This window comes from Sphingorhabdus sp. Alg239-R122 (assembly GCF_900537065.1).
Lineage (GTDB): Bacteria > Pseudomonadota > Alphaproteobacteria > Sphingomonadales > Sphingomonadaceae > Alg239-R122.
This window is the reverse complement of sequence record NZ_UNRC01000002.1, coordinates 375,478-393,423: the sequence shown is the minus strand read 5'-3', so window position 1 is coordinate 393,423 and position 17,946 is coordinate 375,478. Positions and strand designations below refer to the sequence as shown.

Annotated in this window: 17 protein-coding genes and 2 tRNA genes; 14 read left to right on the top strand and 5 right to left on the bottom strand. The window is 52.8% G+C overall.

Annotation, left to right across the window (positions count from 1 at the left end; genetic code table 11):
• Window positions 1–42 precede the first annotated feature (42 nt).
• On the top strand, window positions 43–1,224 hold the full coding sequence (locus G6Q15_RS03760) for a saccharopine dehydrogenase NADP-binding domain-containing protein (RefSeq protein WP_164115746.1): 1,182 nt from the start codon (window positions 43–45) through the stop codon (window positions 1,222–1,224).
• 57 nt (window positions 1,225–1,281) lie between these two features.
• Entirely contained in the window at window positions 1,282–1,710 is a 429-nt protein-coding gene (locus tag G6Q15_RS03755) for a hypothetical protein (RefSeq protein WP_164115744.1), read from the top strand.
• 49 nt (window positions 1,711–1,759) lie between these two features.
• Here the strand turns inward: G6Q15_RS03755 and G6Q15_RS03750 are convergent, their stop codons facing one another.
• Both G6Q15_RS03750 and G6Q15_RS03745 read right to left on the bottom strand, forming a co-directional pair.
• Window positions 1,760–2,368, bottom strand: a complete 609-nt coding sequence (locus tag G6Q15_RS03750) for a DUF2141 domain-containing protein (protein WP_164115742.1) — start codon at window positions 2,366–2,368, stop codon at window positions 1,760–1,762.
• Complete coding sequence (locus G6Q15_RS03745; protein WP_164115740.1) at window positions 2,365–3,261, bottom strand: sterol desaturase family protein; 897 nt, start codon at window positions 3,259–3,261, stop codon at window positions 2,365–2,367. Before G6Q15_RS03745 ends, G6Q15_RS03750 begins: the two co-directional genes overlap by 4 nt.
• Window positions 3,262–3,353: 92 nt before the next feature.
• Here G6Q15_RS03745 and G6Q15_RS03740 point away from each other — a divergent pair, with 92 nt between their 5' ends.
• A complete protein-coding gene (locus G6Q15_RS03740; protein WP_164115738.1) occupies window positions 3,354–3,947 on the top strand; it encodes a TetR/AcrR family transcriptional regulator in 594 nt (197 codons plus the stop codon).
• Between the two features lie 68 nt (window positions 3,948–4,015).
• Here G6Q15_RS03740 and G6Q15_RS03735 read toward each other — a convergent pair whose 3' ends face one another.
• From G6Q15_RS03735 to G6Q15_RS03725, 3 genes are all read right to left on the bottom strand, one after another.
• Entirely contained in the window at window positions 4,016–4,963 is a 948-nt protein-coding gene (locus G6Q15_RS03735; RefSeq protein ID WP_275897585.1) for a LysR family transcriptional regulator, read from the bottom strand.
• A gap of 514 nt (window positions 4,964–5,477) precedes the next feature.
• Window positions 5,478–5,553 (bottom strand) — tRNA-Ala (locus G6Q15_RS03730).
• Between the two features lie 106 nt (window positions 5,554–5,659).
• On the bottom strand, window positions 5,660–5,989 hold the full coding sequence (locus tag G6Q15_RS03725) for a TIGR02300 family protein (protein ID WP_164115734.1): 330 nt from the start codon (window positions 5,987–5,989) through the stop codon (window positions 5,660–5,662).
• Window positions 5,990–6,173: 184 nt separating this feature from the next.
• Between G6Q15_RS03725 and aroA the strand changes: the two genes are divergently transcribed.
• The 11 genes from aroA (at window position 6,174) to G6Q15_RS03670 (ending at window position 17,903) form a co-directional block, all read left to right on the top strand.
• Entirely contained in the window at window positions 6,174–7,487 is a 1,314-nt protein-coding gene (aroA, locus tag G6Q15_RS03720; protein WP_240330732.1) for a 3-phosphoshikimate 1-carboxyvinyltransferase, read from the top strand.
• Window positions 7,488–7,491: 4 nt separating this feature from the next.
• Entirely contained in the window at window positions 7,492–7,746 is a 255-nt protein-coding gene (locus G6Q15_RS03715; protein ID WP_164115731.1) for a hypothetical protein, read from the top strand.
• Window positions 7,746–8,378, top strand: a complete 633-nt coding sequence (cmk, locus tag G6Q15_RS03710; RefSeq protein WP_164115729.1) for a (d)CMP kinase — start codon at window positions 7,746–7,748, stop codon at window positions 8,376–8,378. The genes G6Q15_RS03715 and cmk overlap by 1 nt, the downstream gene beginning before the upstream one ends.
• A 209-nt stretch (window positions 8,379–8,587) precedes the next feature.
• The gene (gene rpsA, locus G6Q15_RS03705; RefSeq protein WP_164115727.1) at window positions 8,588–10,285 is read left to right on the top strand and encodes a 30S ribosomal protein S1; all 1,698 of its coding nucleotides are present in this window, start codon (window positions 8,588–8,590) and stop codon (window positions 10,283–10,285) included.
• A 212-nt stretch (window positions 10,286–10,497) separates the two neighbouring features.
• Window positions 10,498–10,779 (top strand): integration host factor subunit beta, encoded by a 282-nt coding sequence (locus G6Q15_RS03700; protein ID WP_164115726.1) that lies wholly within the window; start codon window positions 10,498–10,500, stop codon window positions 10,777–10,779.
• Between the two features lie 159 nt (window positions 10,780–10,938).
• Window positions 10,939–11,024, top strand: a tRNA-Leu gene (locus G6Q15_RS03695).
• Between the two features lie 102 nt (window positions 11,025–11,126).
• Complete coding sequence (locus G6Q15_RS03690) at window positions 11,127–11,636, top strand: DUF4345 family protein (RefSeq protein ID WP_164115724.1); 510 nt, start codon at window positions 11,127–11,129, stop codon at window positions 11,634–11,636.
• 127 nt (window positions 11,637–11,763) lie between these two features.
• Window positions 11,764–12,180: a hypothetical protein gene (locus tag G6Q15_RS03685; RefSeq protein WP_164115722.1), complete on the top strand. Its 417-nt coding sequence runs from the start codon at window positions 11,764–11,766 to the stop codon at window positions 12,178–12,180.
• Window positions 12,181–12,500: 320 nt separating this feature from the next.
• A complete protein-coding gene (locus G6Q15_RS03680; RefSeq protein ID WP_164115720.1) occupies window positions 12,501–14,024 on the top strand; it encodes a hypothetical protein in 1,524 nt (507 codons plus the stop codon).
• Between the two features lie 66 nt (window positions 14,025–14,090).
• Window positions 14,091–16,820: a TonB-dependent receptor gene (locus G6Q15_RS03675; RefSeq protein WP_164115718.1), complete on the top strand. Its 2,730-nt coding sequence runs from the start codon at window positions 14,091–14,093 to the stop codon at window positions 16,818–16,820.
• 204 nt (window positions 16,821–17,024) lie between these two features.
• The gene (locus G6Q15_RS03670) at window positions 17,025–17,903 is read left to right on the top strand and encodes a type II secretion system protein N (protein WP_164115716.1); all 879 of its coding nucleotides are present in this window, start codon (window positions 17,025–17,027) and stop codon (window positions 17,901–17,903) included.
• Window positions 17,904–17,946 lie beyond the last annotated feature (43 nt).

The window sequence follows — 17,946 nt, the reverse complement described above, 5'->3', positions numbered from 1 at the left end:
GCTATTTAACTGCACGATTAAAACAGCAAGAGGAAAGCCGATATGACCGACTCCCGTGAATTTGACGTAATTGTATATGGCGCCAGCGGATTTACGGGGCGGCTTGTCGCGGAATATCTGGCAGGACAATATGGCGTGGGCGGTGATGCACCCAAATGGGCGATGGCAGGCCGGTCAGAAGAGAAATTGGCCGCCGTGCGTGATGAAATCGGCGCACCTGCGGAAACGCCGCTGGTGGTGGCCGATGCAAATGACGCTGCTTCTATTGAGGATATGGTGAAACGCACCAAAGTCGTCCTGACCACTGTGGGGCCATACCAGCTCTATGGTAATGAGCTGGTCGAAGCTTGCAGCACACATGGTACCGACTATTGCGATCTTTCCGGCGAGCCTGCCTGGATGCGGCAGATGATTGACGCGCATCAAGACAAGGCCAAGGCAAGCGGCGCACGGATTGTCTTTTCTTCCGGCTTTGACTCAATCCCGTTCGACTGCGGTGTGCTGATGTTGCAAAAAGAGGCGCAAAGCCGTTTTGGAAAACCAGCAACGCGCGTCAAAGGCCGCGTCCGTGCCATGCAGGGCACTTTTTCGGGTGGCACAGCGGCCAGCCTGAAAGCCACCATGGCCGCGGCGGCCAAAGACCCGCAGGTGATCCAGTATCTGATGAATCCATTCTCACTCGCAGAAGGTTTTGAAGGCCCTGAACAACCCAAAGGCAACAAACCGGAATATGATGAACAGCTTGGCAGTTGGGCCACATCTTTCATCATGGCACCGATCAACACCAAAAACGTGCATCGTACCAATGCCCTGCTGGGCCACTCTTACGGCAAAAACTTCGTTTATGACGAAATGATGCTGACAGGCCCCGGTGAACAAGGCGAAAAAATCGCACAGGGCGTGGCAAACAGCGATCCCATGGGCGGCGAAGACGGGCCCAAGCCCGGCGAAGGCCCGGATAAGGAAGAACGCGAAAACGGATTTTACGACGTGCTGTTTGTCGGCAACACCGATGATGGTGAAACCGTACTTTACTCGGTGAAGGGCGACAAGGACCCGGGCTATGGCTCGACGTCGAAAATGATCGCCGAAACGGCGCTATGCCTGGTACAGGATGTCCCGCAAAGCAATGGCGGCATGTGGACACCAGGCGCTTTGCTGGGTGAAAAGCTGGTAGGCAGGTTGCAGGCCAAGGCTGGCCTGACATTTGCACCGGAGAACTAAGCTTGGGAGCCAAGCGCCACGGCACCAGACATTTGACAATGAGCGAATTTAAAAACAATGCTTGAAGCTGTGCTTGTCCTTAACGCGATATGGTTCGCAATGGGGTTTCATGCCTTTTACATCCGCAGAAGATTGTTCGCCAAGGTCGTCGTCCCTAACAGGAAACACCGCGATAACTCTGCCTATGAAGCAATTATCGAGACCGGGCGGTTTATGGGCGGTTTCAACCTGGCCCTGTCAGCACTCAACATTCTCCTCCTGCTTAATGTCGGTGGATTTGATAAAGACAGTCAATGGGCAACCTTGCTTATCTTCAATGCCATCGCCCACGGATCCCAGTTTGCCGGAAACATTCCCATGGCTTTGCAGAACCGCCGCGGAAACGGACTATGGAACGTCTTCAAAGGCGTGATGCTGCGTATCTTTGTGATTGATTTCACGCTGATGGTATTCAACACCGTACTGGCTATGACGCTCGTCTTATAGCGCTTAAGCCAGTGTGGTTCTGTTCAGGTCACAAAGCGAGCATTGGACTTCACTGCAGATAGTGTAACCTGATGTCTACCGAACCCGGTTTGACCCTGGCTTGATGAAACTTTAGCTCATCATAAGCACTATTTGCACGTGACATACCGTAGCCTTCAGCGGGGTATCCATCCAGCATATCAAAACTCTGATTGCCATTTTCATCATGGAATATCGAAATGGCATAAGCTTTTATGTCAAGATCGGGGAAATTTGTCTCCATGGACCCGGTTCTCGCTTGCAGTTCCTTGAATCCGACAGCACGGCCGTAATCATGGCTGTTGAAAGCCTTGGCATCATCAAATAACGCGACATAAATCTTCCCGCGATTGCTGCGGATGCCATCGATCGATACCTTTATCGTTTCGCCAGAAGGCACATTTGCATGCTTTCCCATTTGTGAGGCCCCAACCTGCTCGGCCAGTGTTTTTTGCAACTTGGCCACAGGAGATGCTGGCGCGATGTTATCTGGCTTGGCATAGCCTGTATCACTTGCGTCGGCCGATGGAACCAGACTGGCGAACCACCCTCCTGCGAGGACTATGACGGCGGTTGCCGCAACCGCGTTAATACGTTGTTTGTTCGTTGACATGAGGATGGCCGCTTTCTGGTGCTTCAATTTGACGATTGGTGGTTTGTAGTTTTCACCGGCTCAAATTCCGGCGGTCCAAAGAAATACCCTGCTTTGTTGCGCCAGCCCTTTGCCATGATGACGTTTTTGGCGACGCGGTATATGCCGTGAAAGAAGGCAACAAGCGGGTTGTTGCTGTTAATCGGTTTGACGAGTCCGTAAACTACAGGTGTTTTTTCTTCGGCAAAGGTGCCAAACAACCGGTCCCAGAGAATGAATATCCCGCCATAATTGGTATCCAAGTATTCCGGATTTGAACCATGATGGACGCGGTGGTGAGATGGTGTGTTGAAAATCAATTCAACAGGACGTGGCAGTTTCTTGACCATTTCGGTATGCAGCGCCGTTTGATAAAGCTGCACAACAATCTCTGCGAAAGCAACGATAATGGGATGAAATCCAAGTAAAACCATAACCACCGTTCCGAATATCGGCCAAAGCCCATCCATCGGACCAAAACGATATGCCACAGAAATATTGAAATGCGGTGAGCTATGGTGGACACTGTGTGTCGCCCACGCAAAATTGAATCGGTGCATACATCGATGCTCCCAATAATAGAGTAGGTCGGCGATGATGATGCAGATTGCGATTGTTGCCAGGTTGGTGTCGATATCGAACAAGGCAAAATCCTGCGATCCATATACAAAGAGATAATAGAGCCCACTAAGAACCAGAAGATTGATACCGATGAACATCGCAAGCGTGATGTAGTTGGTGATAGTGTCGCCGACGATATCCGAGCCGAGACGCCCCTTCATGCGATAGCGGATAAATTCCAATGTGAGGAAGATCAGCGCGCCGACAAAGAACCAGTCGTTGAGTATCACGTCCCAATATTCAACCCATGAGGGATTGATGCTTTCAAACAGGAAGTTCAATTTTCACTCCAAATCATAAAATTATCACACTTGATAATCTTCAAATAGCGCTCTACTATAAATTGTCAACTGTGATAATTTACGGAATCCTTATGCCACGCCCTGCACTGAAAAAAGAACGCCGCGAACAGATCTTGCAGGCGTTTGAGCGCTGTGTAGCGCGCTATGGGTTTGAAGGGGCTACGCTTGAGCGGATCGCTGAAGAAGCGGGCCTCGCTCGCGCTCTGATCCGCCACAATGTTGGCAACCGCGACGATCTGGTGGAAGCCATGGTCGAACGGTTTTTCGCGCATTCAAATGCCCAGTGGACAACGCTGATCGAAGCTCTGCCCGAAACTGGCAAAACCAAAGCTCTGATAGAATATCTGTTCGATTCTCGTTACAGCGACCCGCAACTGGTGCTTTTGACCGAGGCGCTAATAGCCGCAGGAGCGCAGGATGCAGAACTTGCAAAACGATTGCGCGATTGGATAGATCAATCCGTGGACATGATTGCAGATGTCGTAAGGCAAGGATTCCCGGACGCTGAGTCAGACAGAGTAGAAGCCTCTGCCGCTGGTATCTTGGGCATCTATTTCAACGTCGATAGCTTTGCCCTGATCGGCGATATGCCGCGCCTACGCACGTTATCCAAGGCGGCCGCTCAGGCTTTGATAGACAATCTGGAATGGAGGGCTGTCCGATGACCTTGCTGCCATGTGAAGCCCGGGACTGGCGGCAATGCAATAGCGCACGTGCGCCAAACGCTTTGTTACTATAATTCCAATTCTTTTGAGCAGCGCAGAATTGCGTCTTTCGACCATCTTAAAAGAGGATTGACCGAACCACGCTCATGCCATGCCATGACCCATTTGATATCCGGCAGATCGAACGGCGGTCGGAAGATTTTTATGGGATACTGCCGGGCTGCGGATTTGGCCAAAGTCATTGGAACGATGGCAATACAGTTACTGTTCGCCACAATAGCCGGCAGAGTATGGTTGCTTGAAGTCGCTATGCGTGTGGACCGGCTAAGCCCTACATCCCGGATATGTTGACGCTCTACCGTATGATGATGGTCCGGGTCGACAACATAGCTCGCATGCGGGCGCGATAAATAGACATCAAGTGATAGCCCGTTCGCCAACTGCACATCATCACTGCGTCCAATGCAGACCAGGCGTTCAACGCCCACCGGCTTTGTGCAAAGCTCTTTACGCAATGACTCGGGAATCGCGGGCGAGTCCATAAACTCGGTTGATGTGACCGCAATATCTACCGCCCCTGATTTAAGGTCTCCTGCCAGATTATGCGTTGCAATAACAAACTGGACTTCCAGGTTTGGCGCTTCCTTCTCCAGTTTCTGGCACATAGGCCCGGCAAATGTGCTGATAACATTATCAACAGTCGCGATGCGCACGGGGCCCGTGGCCAAAGCGGGATCAAATTCACCGCCTTTAATGGCGGATTCAATATGCGCGAGTGCCGTTTCGAGTAAAAGCAGCAGCTCCTCACCCTTTGTGGTCCGGCGCATATTGGTGCCGTCACGAGTCAACAAATCATCGCCAAAATGCCCGCGTAATGATTTAAGTACATTGCTCACAGCCGGCTGGGATAGATTGAGCGATTCTGCCGCGCGCGTAATGCTTTCCTGCCGCAAAATCTCACGCAGAATTGGCAATTGATTGAGGTTGACGGACCGCAGATGCTGTAATGAAGACATTGAAATAAACTTATTTTGCTAGCGTAAATGCTTTTGGGCTACCCACTCACTGTGCATAGGAGCATTATTGATAGCCTCTTGAGCATAGCATTGCAATTCAACGCCTAATGCACAAAGAAGTACAGAGATAAGAATTTCGAATAGTTCTTATTTGCTTTTATGATTTCACTATACGCATGCCCGCTGGCAATGTGGCATTGCACACTATCGGCAATGCCTCTCCGGGTCGCAACTCTTTTGCCGATAGTGGTGCTGCTCTAAATGATACTAGCCAAAGCGCGTTATCCTGAATGTATTTCGGGATGGATGAAGCAATCACAAGGCCATGAATGCACCAGGAATACGGATTTGCCGTATGCGGGTCGCCTTCTTCGAAAACGGTGCGCATTACAAGCTTGGATCCCAAAGCAGGCTGAAGTTATCACTTTTCGGCCAAGCGCATCATTATGTATGCGAGGCAACGCAGAGCAACATTAAAGCCACACCACGTCCAATAATTGCAATGTAGAAAAATTGGTGGAGCCTAGCGGGATCGAACCGCTGACCTCTTCGCTGCCAGCGAAGCGCTCTCCCAGCTGAGCTAAGGCCCCATAACGGCGCGGCGACACGATTCTCGCCGCGCGGGAAGTCTCTTTAGTGCAGCGGGTGTATCTTTTGCAAGATGCAATTCACATATGCCCGCTACACAGGATAAAATCAGGTTTCGTCTTTATCGTCATCGTCACCTTTTGATTTGGTAACGCCCAGATCATCATCACCGCCCAGGTCAATATCATTGTCCGGCGAATCTTCTTCTTCGTCGATGTCCGAGCTTACATCCTCATCATCGGCAAGATCAGAATCGCCTTCCTTCGTTTTCTTATCCGCTTCATCAAACGGCATCGGCTGTTTCGACTTCAGGACAGGCTCGGGGTCCCATTCATTGCCGCATTCGATGCAGGTTGCCGGGTCATCCTTACCCAGATCGTAAAAGCGCGTACCGCATTTCGGGCAGTTTTGTTTCGTACCCCATTCAGGCTTAATCATGGATTGTCTCAATCTTTCCAAAATAAAATCAGGACCGATGGCATATAAATTTACCACCAAATTCGCGAGCGCCTTGCCATAGCTTGGCGGCGCTGTCAAAAGCCGGTGTATTAAATCTTATGCTCGGATAAAGGGCACATAGTCAGAAACGGCGCCAATGCAAGAAAATAGCCACCAGAATAATATGCAGACATTCCGTGCAGGCGGGCCACTCACCGGTACAATTCGCGTGCCGGGCGACAAATCGATTTCACACCGCGCGCTTATGCTGTCCGCGCTGGCCATTGGCAGAAGCCAAATTGCAGGATTGCTGGAGGGCGAAGATGTTCTTTCGACAGCTGCCGCATTGCACGCCATGGGCGCGGACATTAGGCGGCATGATGACGCCACATGGGTCGTACACGGCGTGGGCACCGGGGGTCTAACGCAGCCGGGCAAGGCACTGGACATGGGTAATAGCGGGACATCGGCGCGCCTGCTTATGGGTCTTCTTGCCAGCCATGATGTTATTGTCAGCATGACTGGTGACGCATCGTTATCCAGCCGGCCAATGGCGCGTGTTACTGACCCGCTTGGCAAGACGGGGGCCGAGTTTACCACCAGCCCAGGCGGCACATTGCCCCTTATGCTGCGCGGCATGACACCCGCGGTACCGATTGAATATCGGTTGCCTGTCGCCTCTGCACAGGTGAAATCCGCAATATTGCTTGCAGGATTGAACACGTCTGGCATTACCCGTGTGGTTGAGCCTATCCCGACCCGTGACCATAGCGAGCGCATGCTGAAAGGCTTTGGCGCGGATATTGATGTAGAGACAGATACGAACGGGGTCCGGACAATATCGCTGCACGGTCCAGCCGAGTTGCAACCACAGCATATCACGGTGCCGGGCGACCCTTCATCCGCGGCATTTTTTATGGTGGCTGCGCTTATTGTGCCGGAAAGTGACCTGATCATTGAAAATGTCGGTATCAACGCCACTCGTGCGGGTCTGATTGGCCTGTTACAACAGATGGGCGGACAGATAGAGCTACAGAACGAACGAGAAATTGGCGGTGAACCGGTTGCAGATCTGCATGTGCGGCATAGCCCGCTAAAAGGCGTTGCTGTCGATCCAGCTATTGCCCCTAGCATGATTGACGAGTTTCCCGTTTTCTTTATCGCCGCCGCAATGGCGGATGGACAGACGGTTACCAGCGGCCTTGAAGAGCTGCGTGTCAAGGAATCGGACCGACTGGCCATGATGGCCAAAGGATTGCAACAAACCGGTGTAGAGCTTCAGGAAAATGAGGATGGGCTTGTTATAGAAGGCCGTTCTGGAAAGCCCTTTATAAGCAGGCTGGAGTCCTCCATCCATTCCGCACTTGACCACCGTATCGCCATGAGCTTTGCAGTAGCAGGCCTCGCGTCAGAAAACGGGGTGACTATTGACGATGTCAGCCCAATTGCAACCAGCTTCCCGAATTTCGAAACTCTGATAGAACAGACACAAGGATAATATAATGGAAACAGCAGATATTTTCGGCGCAATCGGATCAATCCTGATCCTGCTCGCCTTTGCATATGTCAATGTGTTGAAACGCGCGCCTGATATTACCTTTAACGTTATGAATCTGCTCGGTGCAGGCGGGCTAGCGGTGTCCCTGTATATTAATTACAACCTGCCTGTGTTGCTTTTGGAGGTCACCTGGATGGCGATTGCAATTTACGGCATCGTGTCGCTTATGATTGCTCAGAACAGGGGAAGCACGGCCTGATGTCAGTTATCGCGGTCGATGGCCCCAGTGCATCTGGAAAGGGCACGATCGCACGCGCACTTGCGTCGCATTTTGGTCTGCCCTATCTTGATACCGGCCTGCTCTACCGTGCTGTTGGTCTGACTGTAGCCCGCAGCGGCGACAATCCGGACAACCAGGTTGATGCGCTGGCAGCATGCGACTTCCCCGATATACTACTGCATGACCCCGAACTGCGCGCCGAAGCGACTGGCGGCCTCGCCAGCCGGGTGTCCGTGCATCCCGAAGTGCGCACCGCTCTGCTGGCGCGGCAATGCAGTTTTGCAGTGCAGGATGGTGGCGCCGTTTTGGATGGGCGCGATATCGGGACAGTTATTGCACCGGATGCCGATGCCAAGCTGTTCATCACTGCCTCAGCAGAAGCGCGTGCGTCTCGCCGTTTCAAGGAAATGATAGCGCAAGGCGACAAGCCCAGCTTTGATAATATGCTGGCTGATATCATTGCCCGCGATGCCCGCGACACGAACCGCGCCACCGCACCGCTGAAACCGGCGGAAGATGCGCTCTTGCTAGATACCAGCGATTTGACTATAGACGCCGCTGTTCAAAGGGCTATTGCTCTGGTGAGCGGCAAATTAGAGGCTGCCGGATAAGGCAGCAGCTTTCATACGGGAAAATCCGGCGCAACGGGGCAAGGCAGTGCTTTTCTCCGCTATGCGTCTTTTCGTATATAATAAGCCAACCACCAGAAACGGCTTAGTTCTGCGGACGCCGCGTACATATTCGGTGTATGTGGCAGTTTGGCCAAGACCGCCGGAGACAACCGGCTGGCCGGAATAAAGCAAGTACAGGAACACAATTTATGGCCTCAACGGCAAACCCGACGCGCGACGATTTTGAAGCGCTATTAAACGAATCACTTGGCGGCGAAGACGTCAGTTTTGAAGGACGTGTTGTAAAAGGCACTGTCACAGGCATCGAAAATGACAAAGCCGTCATCGACGTAGGCCTGAAATCAGAAGGCCGCGTTGCGCTGCGCGAATTTGCTGCGCCGGGCCAGAAAGCCGAACTCAGCGTTGGCGACGAAGTCGAAGTTTATGTCGACCGCGTTGAAAATGCCGACGGCGAAGCCATGCTGTCACGCGACCGTGCCCGCCGCGAAGCCGCCTGGGACAAACTGGAAAATGAATTTGGCGAAAATGCGCGCGTTGAAGGTGTAATCTTCGGCCGTGTTAAAGGTGGCTTCACCGTCGACCTTGACGGTGCCGTAGCCTTCCTGCCCGGCAGCCAGGTTGATATCCGCCCCGTCCGCGACGTACAGCCGCTAATGGACATCCCGCAGCCATTCCAGATCCTGAAAATGGACCGCCGCCGCGGCAACATTGTTGTTTCGCGCCGCGCCATCCTCGAAGAAACCCGCGCTGAACAGCGTAGCGGCCTGATCAAGGATCTGACCGAAGGCCAGATGATCGAAGGCGTTGTCAAGAACATCACCGATTATGGTGCATTTGTTGACCTGGGCGGCATTGATGGCCTGCTCCACGTCACCGACATGAGCTACAAGCGCATCAATCACCCGAACGAAATCATCAACATTGGTGATACGGTCAAGGTGCAGATCATCCGCATCAATCAGGAAACACAGCGTATCTCGCTGGGTATGAAACAGCTGGAAAGCGACCCATGGGAAGGCGCATCAGCCAAATATCCTGTAGGTGCGAAACTTTCCGGTACAGTCACCAACATTACCGAATATGGTGCTTTCATTGAGCTTGAGCCCGGCATCGAAGGCCTGGTCCATGTTTCTGAAATGAGCTGGACCAAGAAAAACGTGCACCCCGGCAAAATCGTTTCAACTTCGCAGGAAGTTGACGTGGTCGTGCTTGAAGTTGACGCTGAAAAACGCCGCATCTCACTGGGCCTCAAACAGGCACAGAACAACCCATGGGATGCGTTTGCAGAGAAATACCCTGTTGGCAGCACCGTTGAAGGTGAAGTCAAGAACGCCACCGAATTCGGCCTGTTCATCGGCCTTGACGGTGATGTTGACGGCATGGTCCACATGTCTGACATCGCATGGGGCATTTCCGGTGAAGACGCACTCAACCTGCACCGTAAGGGCGAAGAAGTGAAAGCTGTCGTGCTTGATATCGATGCAGAAAAAGAACGTATTTCACTTGGCATGAAGCAGCTTGAAAAAGGTGCGCCTGCTGTGGGTGGCACAGATGGCTCGCTGAAACGCAATGAAATCGTGACTGTAACTGTTCTCGAAGTTCGTGACGGTGGCCTTGAGGTTCAGGCAGGTGAAGACGGTGCAACCGGCTTTATCAAGCGCAGCGACCTTGGGCGCGACCGCGACGAGCAGCGTCCCGACCGTTTCCAGGTCGGTCAGAAGCTTGACGCGATGGTCACCGGTTTTGATCGGTCGAAGAAACCAAACTTCTCTATCAAAGCATACCAGCTGAAAGAAGAGAAACAGGCTGTCGAGCAATATGGTTCCTCCGATTCCGGTGCAAGCCTGGGTGATATCCTTGGCGAAGCGCTGAAGAAAAAGGATTAATCACTTACCGACACTTGTGTAAGCATCTGTAAAGAAAGGGCGCCTTTTGTGGGCGCCCTTTTTTTGTGCCAAATCGGGGCATGGCAAATTATGGCAATTGCATTACACTAGCTTTTCTGTCAGTTTTCGGATAGATAGCGTTCAGAAAAGACCAAAACTGGCGACAAAATAAAATAATATATGCGTCAGGACAAACCGAGGAAGGAATTGCCGTGATCCGTTCAGAACTAATTCAAAAGCTTGCTGACGAAAATTCGGATATGAAACCCGAAGAAGTCGAAAAAATTGTCGACATCTTCTTTAACCAGATTACTCAGAGGCTAGCCGAAGGTGGCCGTGTCGAACTGCGCGGTTTTGGTGCTTTTTCAACACGTGAACGTGCGCCCCGCAAAGGCCGCAATCCACGCACAGGTGAATCCGTTGATGTGCCTGCGAAGCGCGTGCCTTACTTTAAAGCTGGCAAGGAAATGCACGCTCGCCTGAATAATGGCTAGGCTCCGGGCCTGTTCTATCGACACGCAATAATCCCAAAGATTGCAGTTTTTCCCTATCGGCACTTGACCGTGGCGATAATTCCTGTTTGACGAGGCACGCTGTCGCGATGTCCTGAAAACTGCAGATGATATCATCTGCGTGTGTCAGGCAAATCGCATGCGGACGTGGCGAAATGGTAGACGCAGCAGACTTAAAATCTGCTATCCAACTGGGTGTGCGGGTTCGAGTCCCGCCGTCCGCACCAGCATTCCCGAATATTTCAAGTCAAAGCAAAGGTCACATAGCAGCCTTGCCGTAACTGGCTGGCGTCTATAGTCTTCCTGCCAGATAAACAGGAGGGTTTCCCATGATATGGATTGCACGCTTATTGGTTGCACTGCTCGGAGTTATATTTGTCATCATCGGCATCGGAACAATGCTCGATCCTAGCACATTGATGAACGATTTCGGTCTTGTATCCCCTACCCTGGACGGCCGTAGTGCAGTGCGTGCGGATATGGGCGCATTTTTTGTATGCTCTGGCGGCTTTGCTCTGACATCCCTTTTCCCGCGGCAGCGACACTGGCTGCTGGGCGCCATTGCGCTCTTTATAGTTGCCTTTCTGGGCCGCCTATTCGGAGTTTTCATGGAAACCGGATCACAAGGCATTATCTCTGTCATGCTGATTGAGGCGGCAAGCATCGCGATATTGGTTTTTGCTTATGTTGTTTTCGGAATAGTAAGGCGGCAGGCGGAGAATGAAACCACTGCCGCTCAAACAGACGCAGCCGCGAAGCCGCAGCTTGCAGACAAGGAACCGGCAGCTGAGCCGGTCGTGGATAAAACTGCCGAATCTGATAAAAATTCTTTTTTCTGAATAAGTTGCAAAAAACGAAAAGATAGGGCAGCCATTTTGAAGGCACGCCTCTAAACACTAATATTACAGTTTTGTTGCATAGATTGTAATATTAGTGTAATAATCTCTTCATTCTAGGAGAGATGACATGAAAACCGTAAAAGCGGCTGCAGTTGCCATAATCACAGCATTGAGTGTCGGCACAGCGTTTGCCGACAATACCGAAGTAATTCGCGTTGATGCGCCAAGGGGCGGAGAAAGCAGCGAGGTCGGATATCCGAAGGGCGCACTCGGCTATGATGCCATGGTTGAGCGCGACTATAAAACAGCAATAACGCAGATCGAGCGGGGAAGCGCAGCGCATGATGATCCGGCAAGGCTTATCAACCTTGGCCAGGCCTATGCGAAAACGGGCCGTCTGGTCGAGGGACGGGAGCTGGTACTGGCGGCTCTGGAGGGGAAGAAGCAGTTTGACCTTGTGCTGGCAAATGGCGGGGTCATGAATTCGCGCACGGTAGCGAAGATCGCCCTTGACAAAATGGATCGCAAACTGGCCGCACGCTAAATCAGCCCAGAATTAAAAGAAGCCAGAATTAAAAGAAGAAGGCCGGGAATTATTCCCGGCCTTTTCCTTATGCGCCCTGTCGCCTGCAAGGCATAACCGCCTCATCTGTAAGGACACTCACTGCCGCACCGGAGGCGTGCAATAATAGTGTCAAAAAACTGTCTCCGAAAAGACCCGGAAAGTGCAACAGCGCGTAATGACTCACGCCTATTGCCCTCGCCAAGAGAGCAGTAAAGGGCTGCTCAATACCGAATCTATTTGCAGTAAATCTATATAATAGCTTGCTTTTAAAAGATTTTATCAAGGTGGAGACTTTCCAGATGAATAACTCTCGTATGCGTTCCGTTCTTTTCGCAACCGCAGCTGCCATAACAGTCAGTGCATGTGGCGCAGATGATGTCGCCTCTCCTGGCGAAGGTGTGATTGTATTGCCAGCGCCAGCTCCTGCGCCAGCACCAACACCGTCACCAACACCAACGCCTACTGCGGGCCCTGCTGACAGCTGCCCGACCGGCTTTACCAACGCCGGCACGATCGCGAACAACCGCGCATGCCAGCTACCCAACCAGATTTCGACGACACTCTCGCTCGATAAGCTTGATGGCGTTGTATATACAATGAGCGGCCGTGTGGAAGTTGGTACTGATGTAGGCGGCGATGGTGCCGCAGCCGGGGGGCAGTCTGCCGCGCTTAATATTGCGGCAGGCGTCACAGTATACGCACAAAGCGCCAACACCTTCCTGATCGTCAACCGCGGGTCACAGCTTAATGTGACCGGCACGGCAACACAGCCTGTCATTTTCACATCGCGCCAGAACATGCTGGGCCAGGCAACCGACAGGGACACAACACAATGGGGCGGCATCCTGCTTCTGGGACGTGCCCCCATCAGTAACTGTATCGGCGGCGCGACGGGCGGCGCTGCGGATTGCCAGCAATTGGCTGAAGGTGCCGGGCCAACGGACTTTTACGGCGGCAGCGATGCCAATGATGACAGCGGTACAATCCAGTATCTTCAGATACGCTATTCCGGCAATGCCTCAACACCTAATAAGGAATTGCAAGGCCTGACGCTTGCCGGCACTGGCTCCAACACCAACATTTCGTTTGTGCAGGTTCACAATAGCGGCGATGACGGAATTGAGATTTTCGGCGGTCGCACCAATCTCAAAAACATCATCATCACTGGCGCTGATGACGATTCACTGGATACGGACCTTGGCTATAAAGGCGCGATCCAGTTCCTGATCGGTATCCAGAACACGTCCGGTGGCGATACTTTATGGGAAGCAGACTCAGACGATGACAGCGGCTTTGACCTCACGCCCCGTCAGGACACACGGCTTGCCAACTTCACATTCATCCAGCGCAAGACAGGCGACAAAGCGATCCACCTGCGCGGCGGACCAGATGCCAAGATACTGAACGGTGTTATTGTAACGCCCGGTCACTGCCTTGATATTGACCAGGCTGAAACCGTACAGGCGTCCGGCCCTGACGAAAACGGCCCACCTGAATTCCAGTCGGTGGTTGGCGCATGCGGCGATACGCCTTTTGACGATGACAGCGATGATTTTGAAGCAACGGCTTTCAACGCCGCGGGCAACATGAACAACGATTTCGGGCTGACCAGCACGTTGAGCATGCTGTACATCAACGGAGCGAACGAGACCGCTGTGACAGCTGTTGCTGATCTCCTGTCATTCAGCAGCTTCTTTACCCAGGTCGACTATATTGGCGCGGTTCGCGACGCCAACGACACCTGGTACCAGAGCTGGAGCTGTAATGCGGATTATGCCGATTTCAGCGCTCCTGCAAACTGTGTCGATATTCCGGCAAGTTAATTGAGTGAGACTGCGGGGGCGCGGCAGCCATGCTGTCGCACCCCCTTTTTTAATCGGGGAATTACAATGCTGAACAAGCCAGCCATTTCCGGCGCACTGCTTTTTTCTACAGCGCTTTACGCCGTGCCTGCATATGCGCAAGTGCAGGATCCACAAGAAGAAGCAACCGCTGCAGATACGCAAGACACAACTGGCACGCAGACAGGGCAGCCTGAAGAGGCCAGCCAGGAAGATGTGGATATATCAACGCCTGGCGCCGGCAGTTTTGACGATGATGTCATCGTCGTCAAAGGCCGCTTCATCCCGGAACCCATCCGCAACACAACACAGGTGGTCTCGGTCCTTTCGGCAGAAGATATTGCCCGCTCGGGCGATGGCGATATCGCCAGCTCGCTGGAACGCGTGACTGGCCTTTCCGTCGATAGTGGCGGTTTCGTTTATGTACGCGGCCTTGGTGACCGCTACTCACAGGCTTTGCTCAATGGCTCCCCCCTGCCGTCACCGGAACCACTCAAACGCGTTGTCCCGCTTGATATTTTCCCGACCAGCGTACTGTCCAGCGCGGTTGTCCAGAAAAGCTATTCCGTCAACTATCCAGGCGAATTCGGCGGCGGTGTCATCAACCTTACGACATCGGCTATTCCTGACGAAAGTTTCCTGACCATCGGTGGCTCCGTGGCCGCCAACACGGAAACAACAGGACAGCTGGGCTATACCCATTTTGGCAGTGACAGTGATTTTACCGGCTTTGATGACGGATCCCGTGACATTCCGACCGGGCTGGCCGCCGCTTTTAATGCAGGCGTTCCCATTGAATTCAACGATGTCTTTTCGGAAGATGATCTGGAAGGCTTTGCAACAAGCCTTCTCAACGCGCCAACCACATTATTGCAAAGAAACGATAACATACCTGCCAATTTTGGGCTGGATATTTCTGGTGGCATCAGCACGGACATTGGTGCCACGCGTTTTGGCGTGATCGCCAACCTGGGTTACAGCAACACATGGATGACTCGCGACGCCATCCAGCAGGCAGGGACGCGTGCCGCGATTGCCGACGATGCACGCACAGTGCGTACTGACAATAATATTGTCGTCAGCGGGCTGCTGGGCCTGGGCGCTGAGTTTGATGAGCATAAGGTCCGTTTCACCAACCTTTATATCCGGGACAGCCTGAAACAGTCCCGCCTGTCGGCTGCAGACAACCTTGGCATTGGCGATATCGATCCATCCACGCCGCCTGACCTGCTGCGCCAGCGTACCAACTGGATCGAGCGCCAGCTCATCGACAGCCAGTTTATCGGTGAATTCGAATTTGGCGACCTGGCGGTCGATATCCGCGGCGCATACGCAAATTCACAGCGTGAAGCGCCCTATGAGCGTAACTTTGTCTACCGTTTTGATGAAGATGCCGACGATTATGTCAATAGCCTGACCCGCAATCCCGAAACAGCGACGATAACCTTCAGTGACCTGAACGAGGATATCTGGAGCGGCTCGATTGATGTTGCCTATAACATTCCGTCATCCGTCAACATGATCGTTTCGGCAGGTTATGGGTATTCGGACACGACACGTGACGCTTTTCGCCGCGATTTCATTTACCGCCCATCAGGCACGTTGCCGTTCGGCGTAACCCAGTTGCGCCCCGACTTCCTCGTCTCAGACGCCACAATCCAGCTGTTCGATATACAGCTTCAGGAAGCCAACACCGCAGCCGGTTCGCAGGCATATGAGGCTGGCCTGGAAGTGCATGGTGCCTATCTCAAGCTGGAAGTCGAGCCAATTGAATATGTGAAAGTGGATGTCGGGGTCCGTTACGAAGATGCCACGCAACAGGTTGTGGCCCTTGATATCTTCAATGACGGCACCGTGGAACAGACGCCGCCTTTGAACAACGACTATTGGCTGCCCGCAGCAACGGTTACATGGAATTTCGTTGAAGACATGCAATTGCGCTTCAACGCGTCGAAAACCATTGCAAGGCCGCAGTTTCGCGAACTTGCACGCCCGCAATACCTTGATACCGACAGTGGCCGTATATTCTTTGGCAATCCTTTCCTGCAGGACAGCGAGCTGTTTAATGCAGAAGCACGTTACGAGTGGTATTTCGGCGATGGCGAGCGGATGAGTGTAGCCGGTTTTTACAAGAAAATTGACAATCCGGTTGAACCTGTCGCTTTCATTCCGGGGGGTGGTGGACTGCAAACCACATTTGCCAATGCCCCCGAAGCGGAGTTGTACGGGGCCGAACTGGAAGTTCTTAAATATATCCCGCTGGATACTGTTTTCGACTCTGACTTCTGGTCCGGACGGCGCCTTGTGCTTATCGGCAACTACACCTTTACCGAATCAGAGTTGAAAGTCGGCGCGAATGACGAGACAATCCTCAACGACAACCTTGGCTTCCGCCCTGCTTCGCAGGTATTCATCGATGGCAGCCCGCTGACAGGACAGTCCAAACATCTGGCCAACGTGCAAATCGGCATAGAGGATACAGAGAGCCTGTCACAATATACATTCCTGATGCGCTACGCGAGTGACCGCGTCACGGCGCGCGGGCCTATCACAGGCGGCCTGATTGATCCCGACCTTGTGGAAAGCCCAGGCGTAACGATCGACTTTGTCGCGCGTCAGGGCGTGACCCTGTTTGGCCGCGAGCTGGAACTGAAACTGGAAGCGCGGAACATTACCGGACAGGATTACCGCGAATTCCAGCAGGGTGAGGTCCTGATCCTGAACAATGCCTATGACATTGGCACTACTTTCAAGTTTGGGGTCAGCACGACCTTTTAAACATACTGTTTTCGCCACTCCTCCCCCCATGGCGAAATACCCTGGAAGGCGGCCGTTTAAACGGCCGCCTTTTCTTTGTTTCCAGCAATATGACCCCGGGAAAATGGGGGATGTAGCCGCATGTCAAAATTTCTGTAATATTTCCGTCACCCTATGGTAACTTACCGCCTCTAGCTACGATGTAAGTCAAAGGGGTGATGATTCGTGACAGCGTTATACAACCAGTCCTGGTTACATCCGGCGCGTTCACTGCTCCTGCGCCGCGATGCATCGGTGCTGTATAGCTGGATATGGGCAGTGCTTGCGTTTCTAATCATTGTTCAGGCGGCGAGGCTGGTTTGGGCAATCGTAACGCCTGTTACTCCCTATGGTGACTGGCGTCCCGCAGGCGCGGAAGTGATCGACCCCAATGCTCGCACACTGCTTTTTACCCGCTTTGACCCATTTAACCGCAATGCCGTGCAGACACAGCAGACCACGGATATCACTGCATTGCAGCTTACTCTTTACGGTATCCGCATCAATCAGGCATCCGGCCAGGGCTCAGCAATTATCGCCGGCGAAGATGGCGTACAGAAAACATTTGATGTGGGACAGGAAATTATGCCCGGTGTCACACTGGCCTCGGTCGCGTTTGATCACGTGACGCTCAGCCGCAATGGCGCAAAAGAAAGTCTGTATCTGGATCAGTCTGTGCCAGCGGAAACGGTAGGCACAGCAGGGACGGGCAATCTACCGGCAGGTGCCAGAGTTCCGGTAGTTGAAACCGGGCGTCCTGCCAGTACTGCACCTGCAATGCCAACCAATGCCGCGACGATACGAAGCGCAGTGTCGCTGGCCCCTCGAAGCAATGACGGGGCTGTTACGGGCCTTACTGTCTCACCCGGAAGCAATGCACAAATATTCACTGCCACCGGTTTGCGTAGCGGAGATGTGATAACAGCCATTAACGGCCAGCCCGTCCGATCAGCTGCTGATGTTGAAAAATTAATGGGGCAGCTTGCCCCCGGCGCCCGCATTTCCGTCAATGTGGAACGCGGCGCATCTGAAGTGCCCATAGCGATTGTGATACCTGCCCAATGAAAAAAACAATTTTTGTTCCAATGGCTCTTGCCATTGCCTCCGT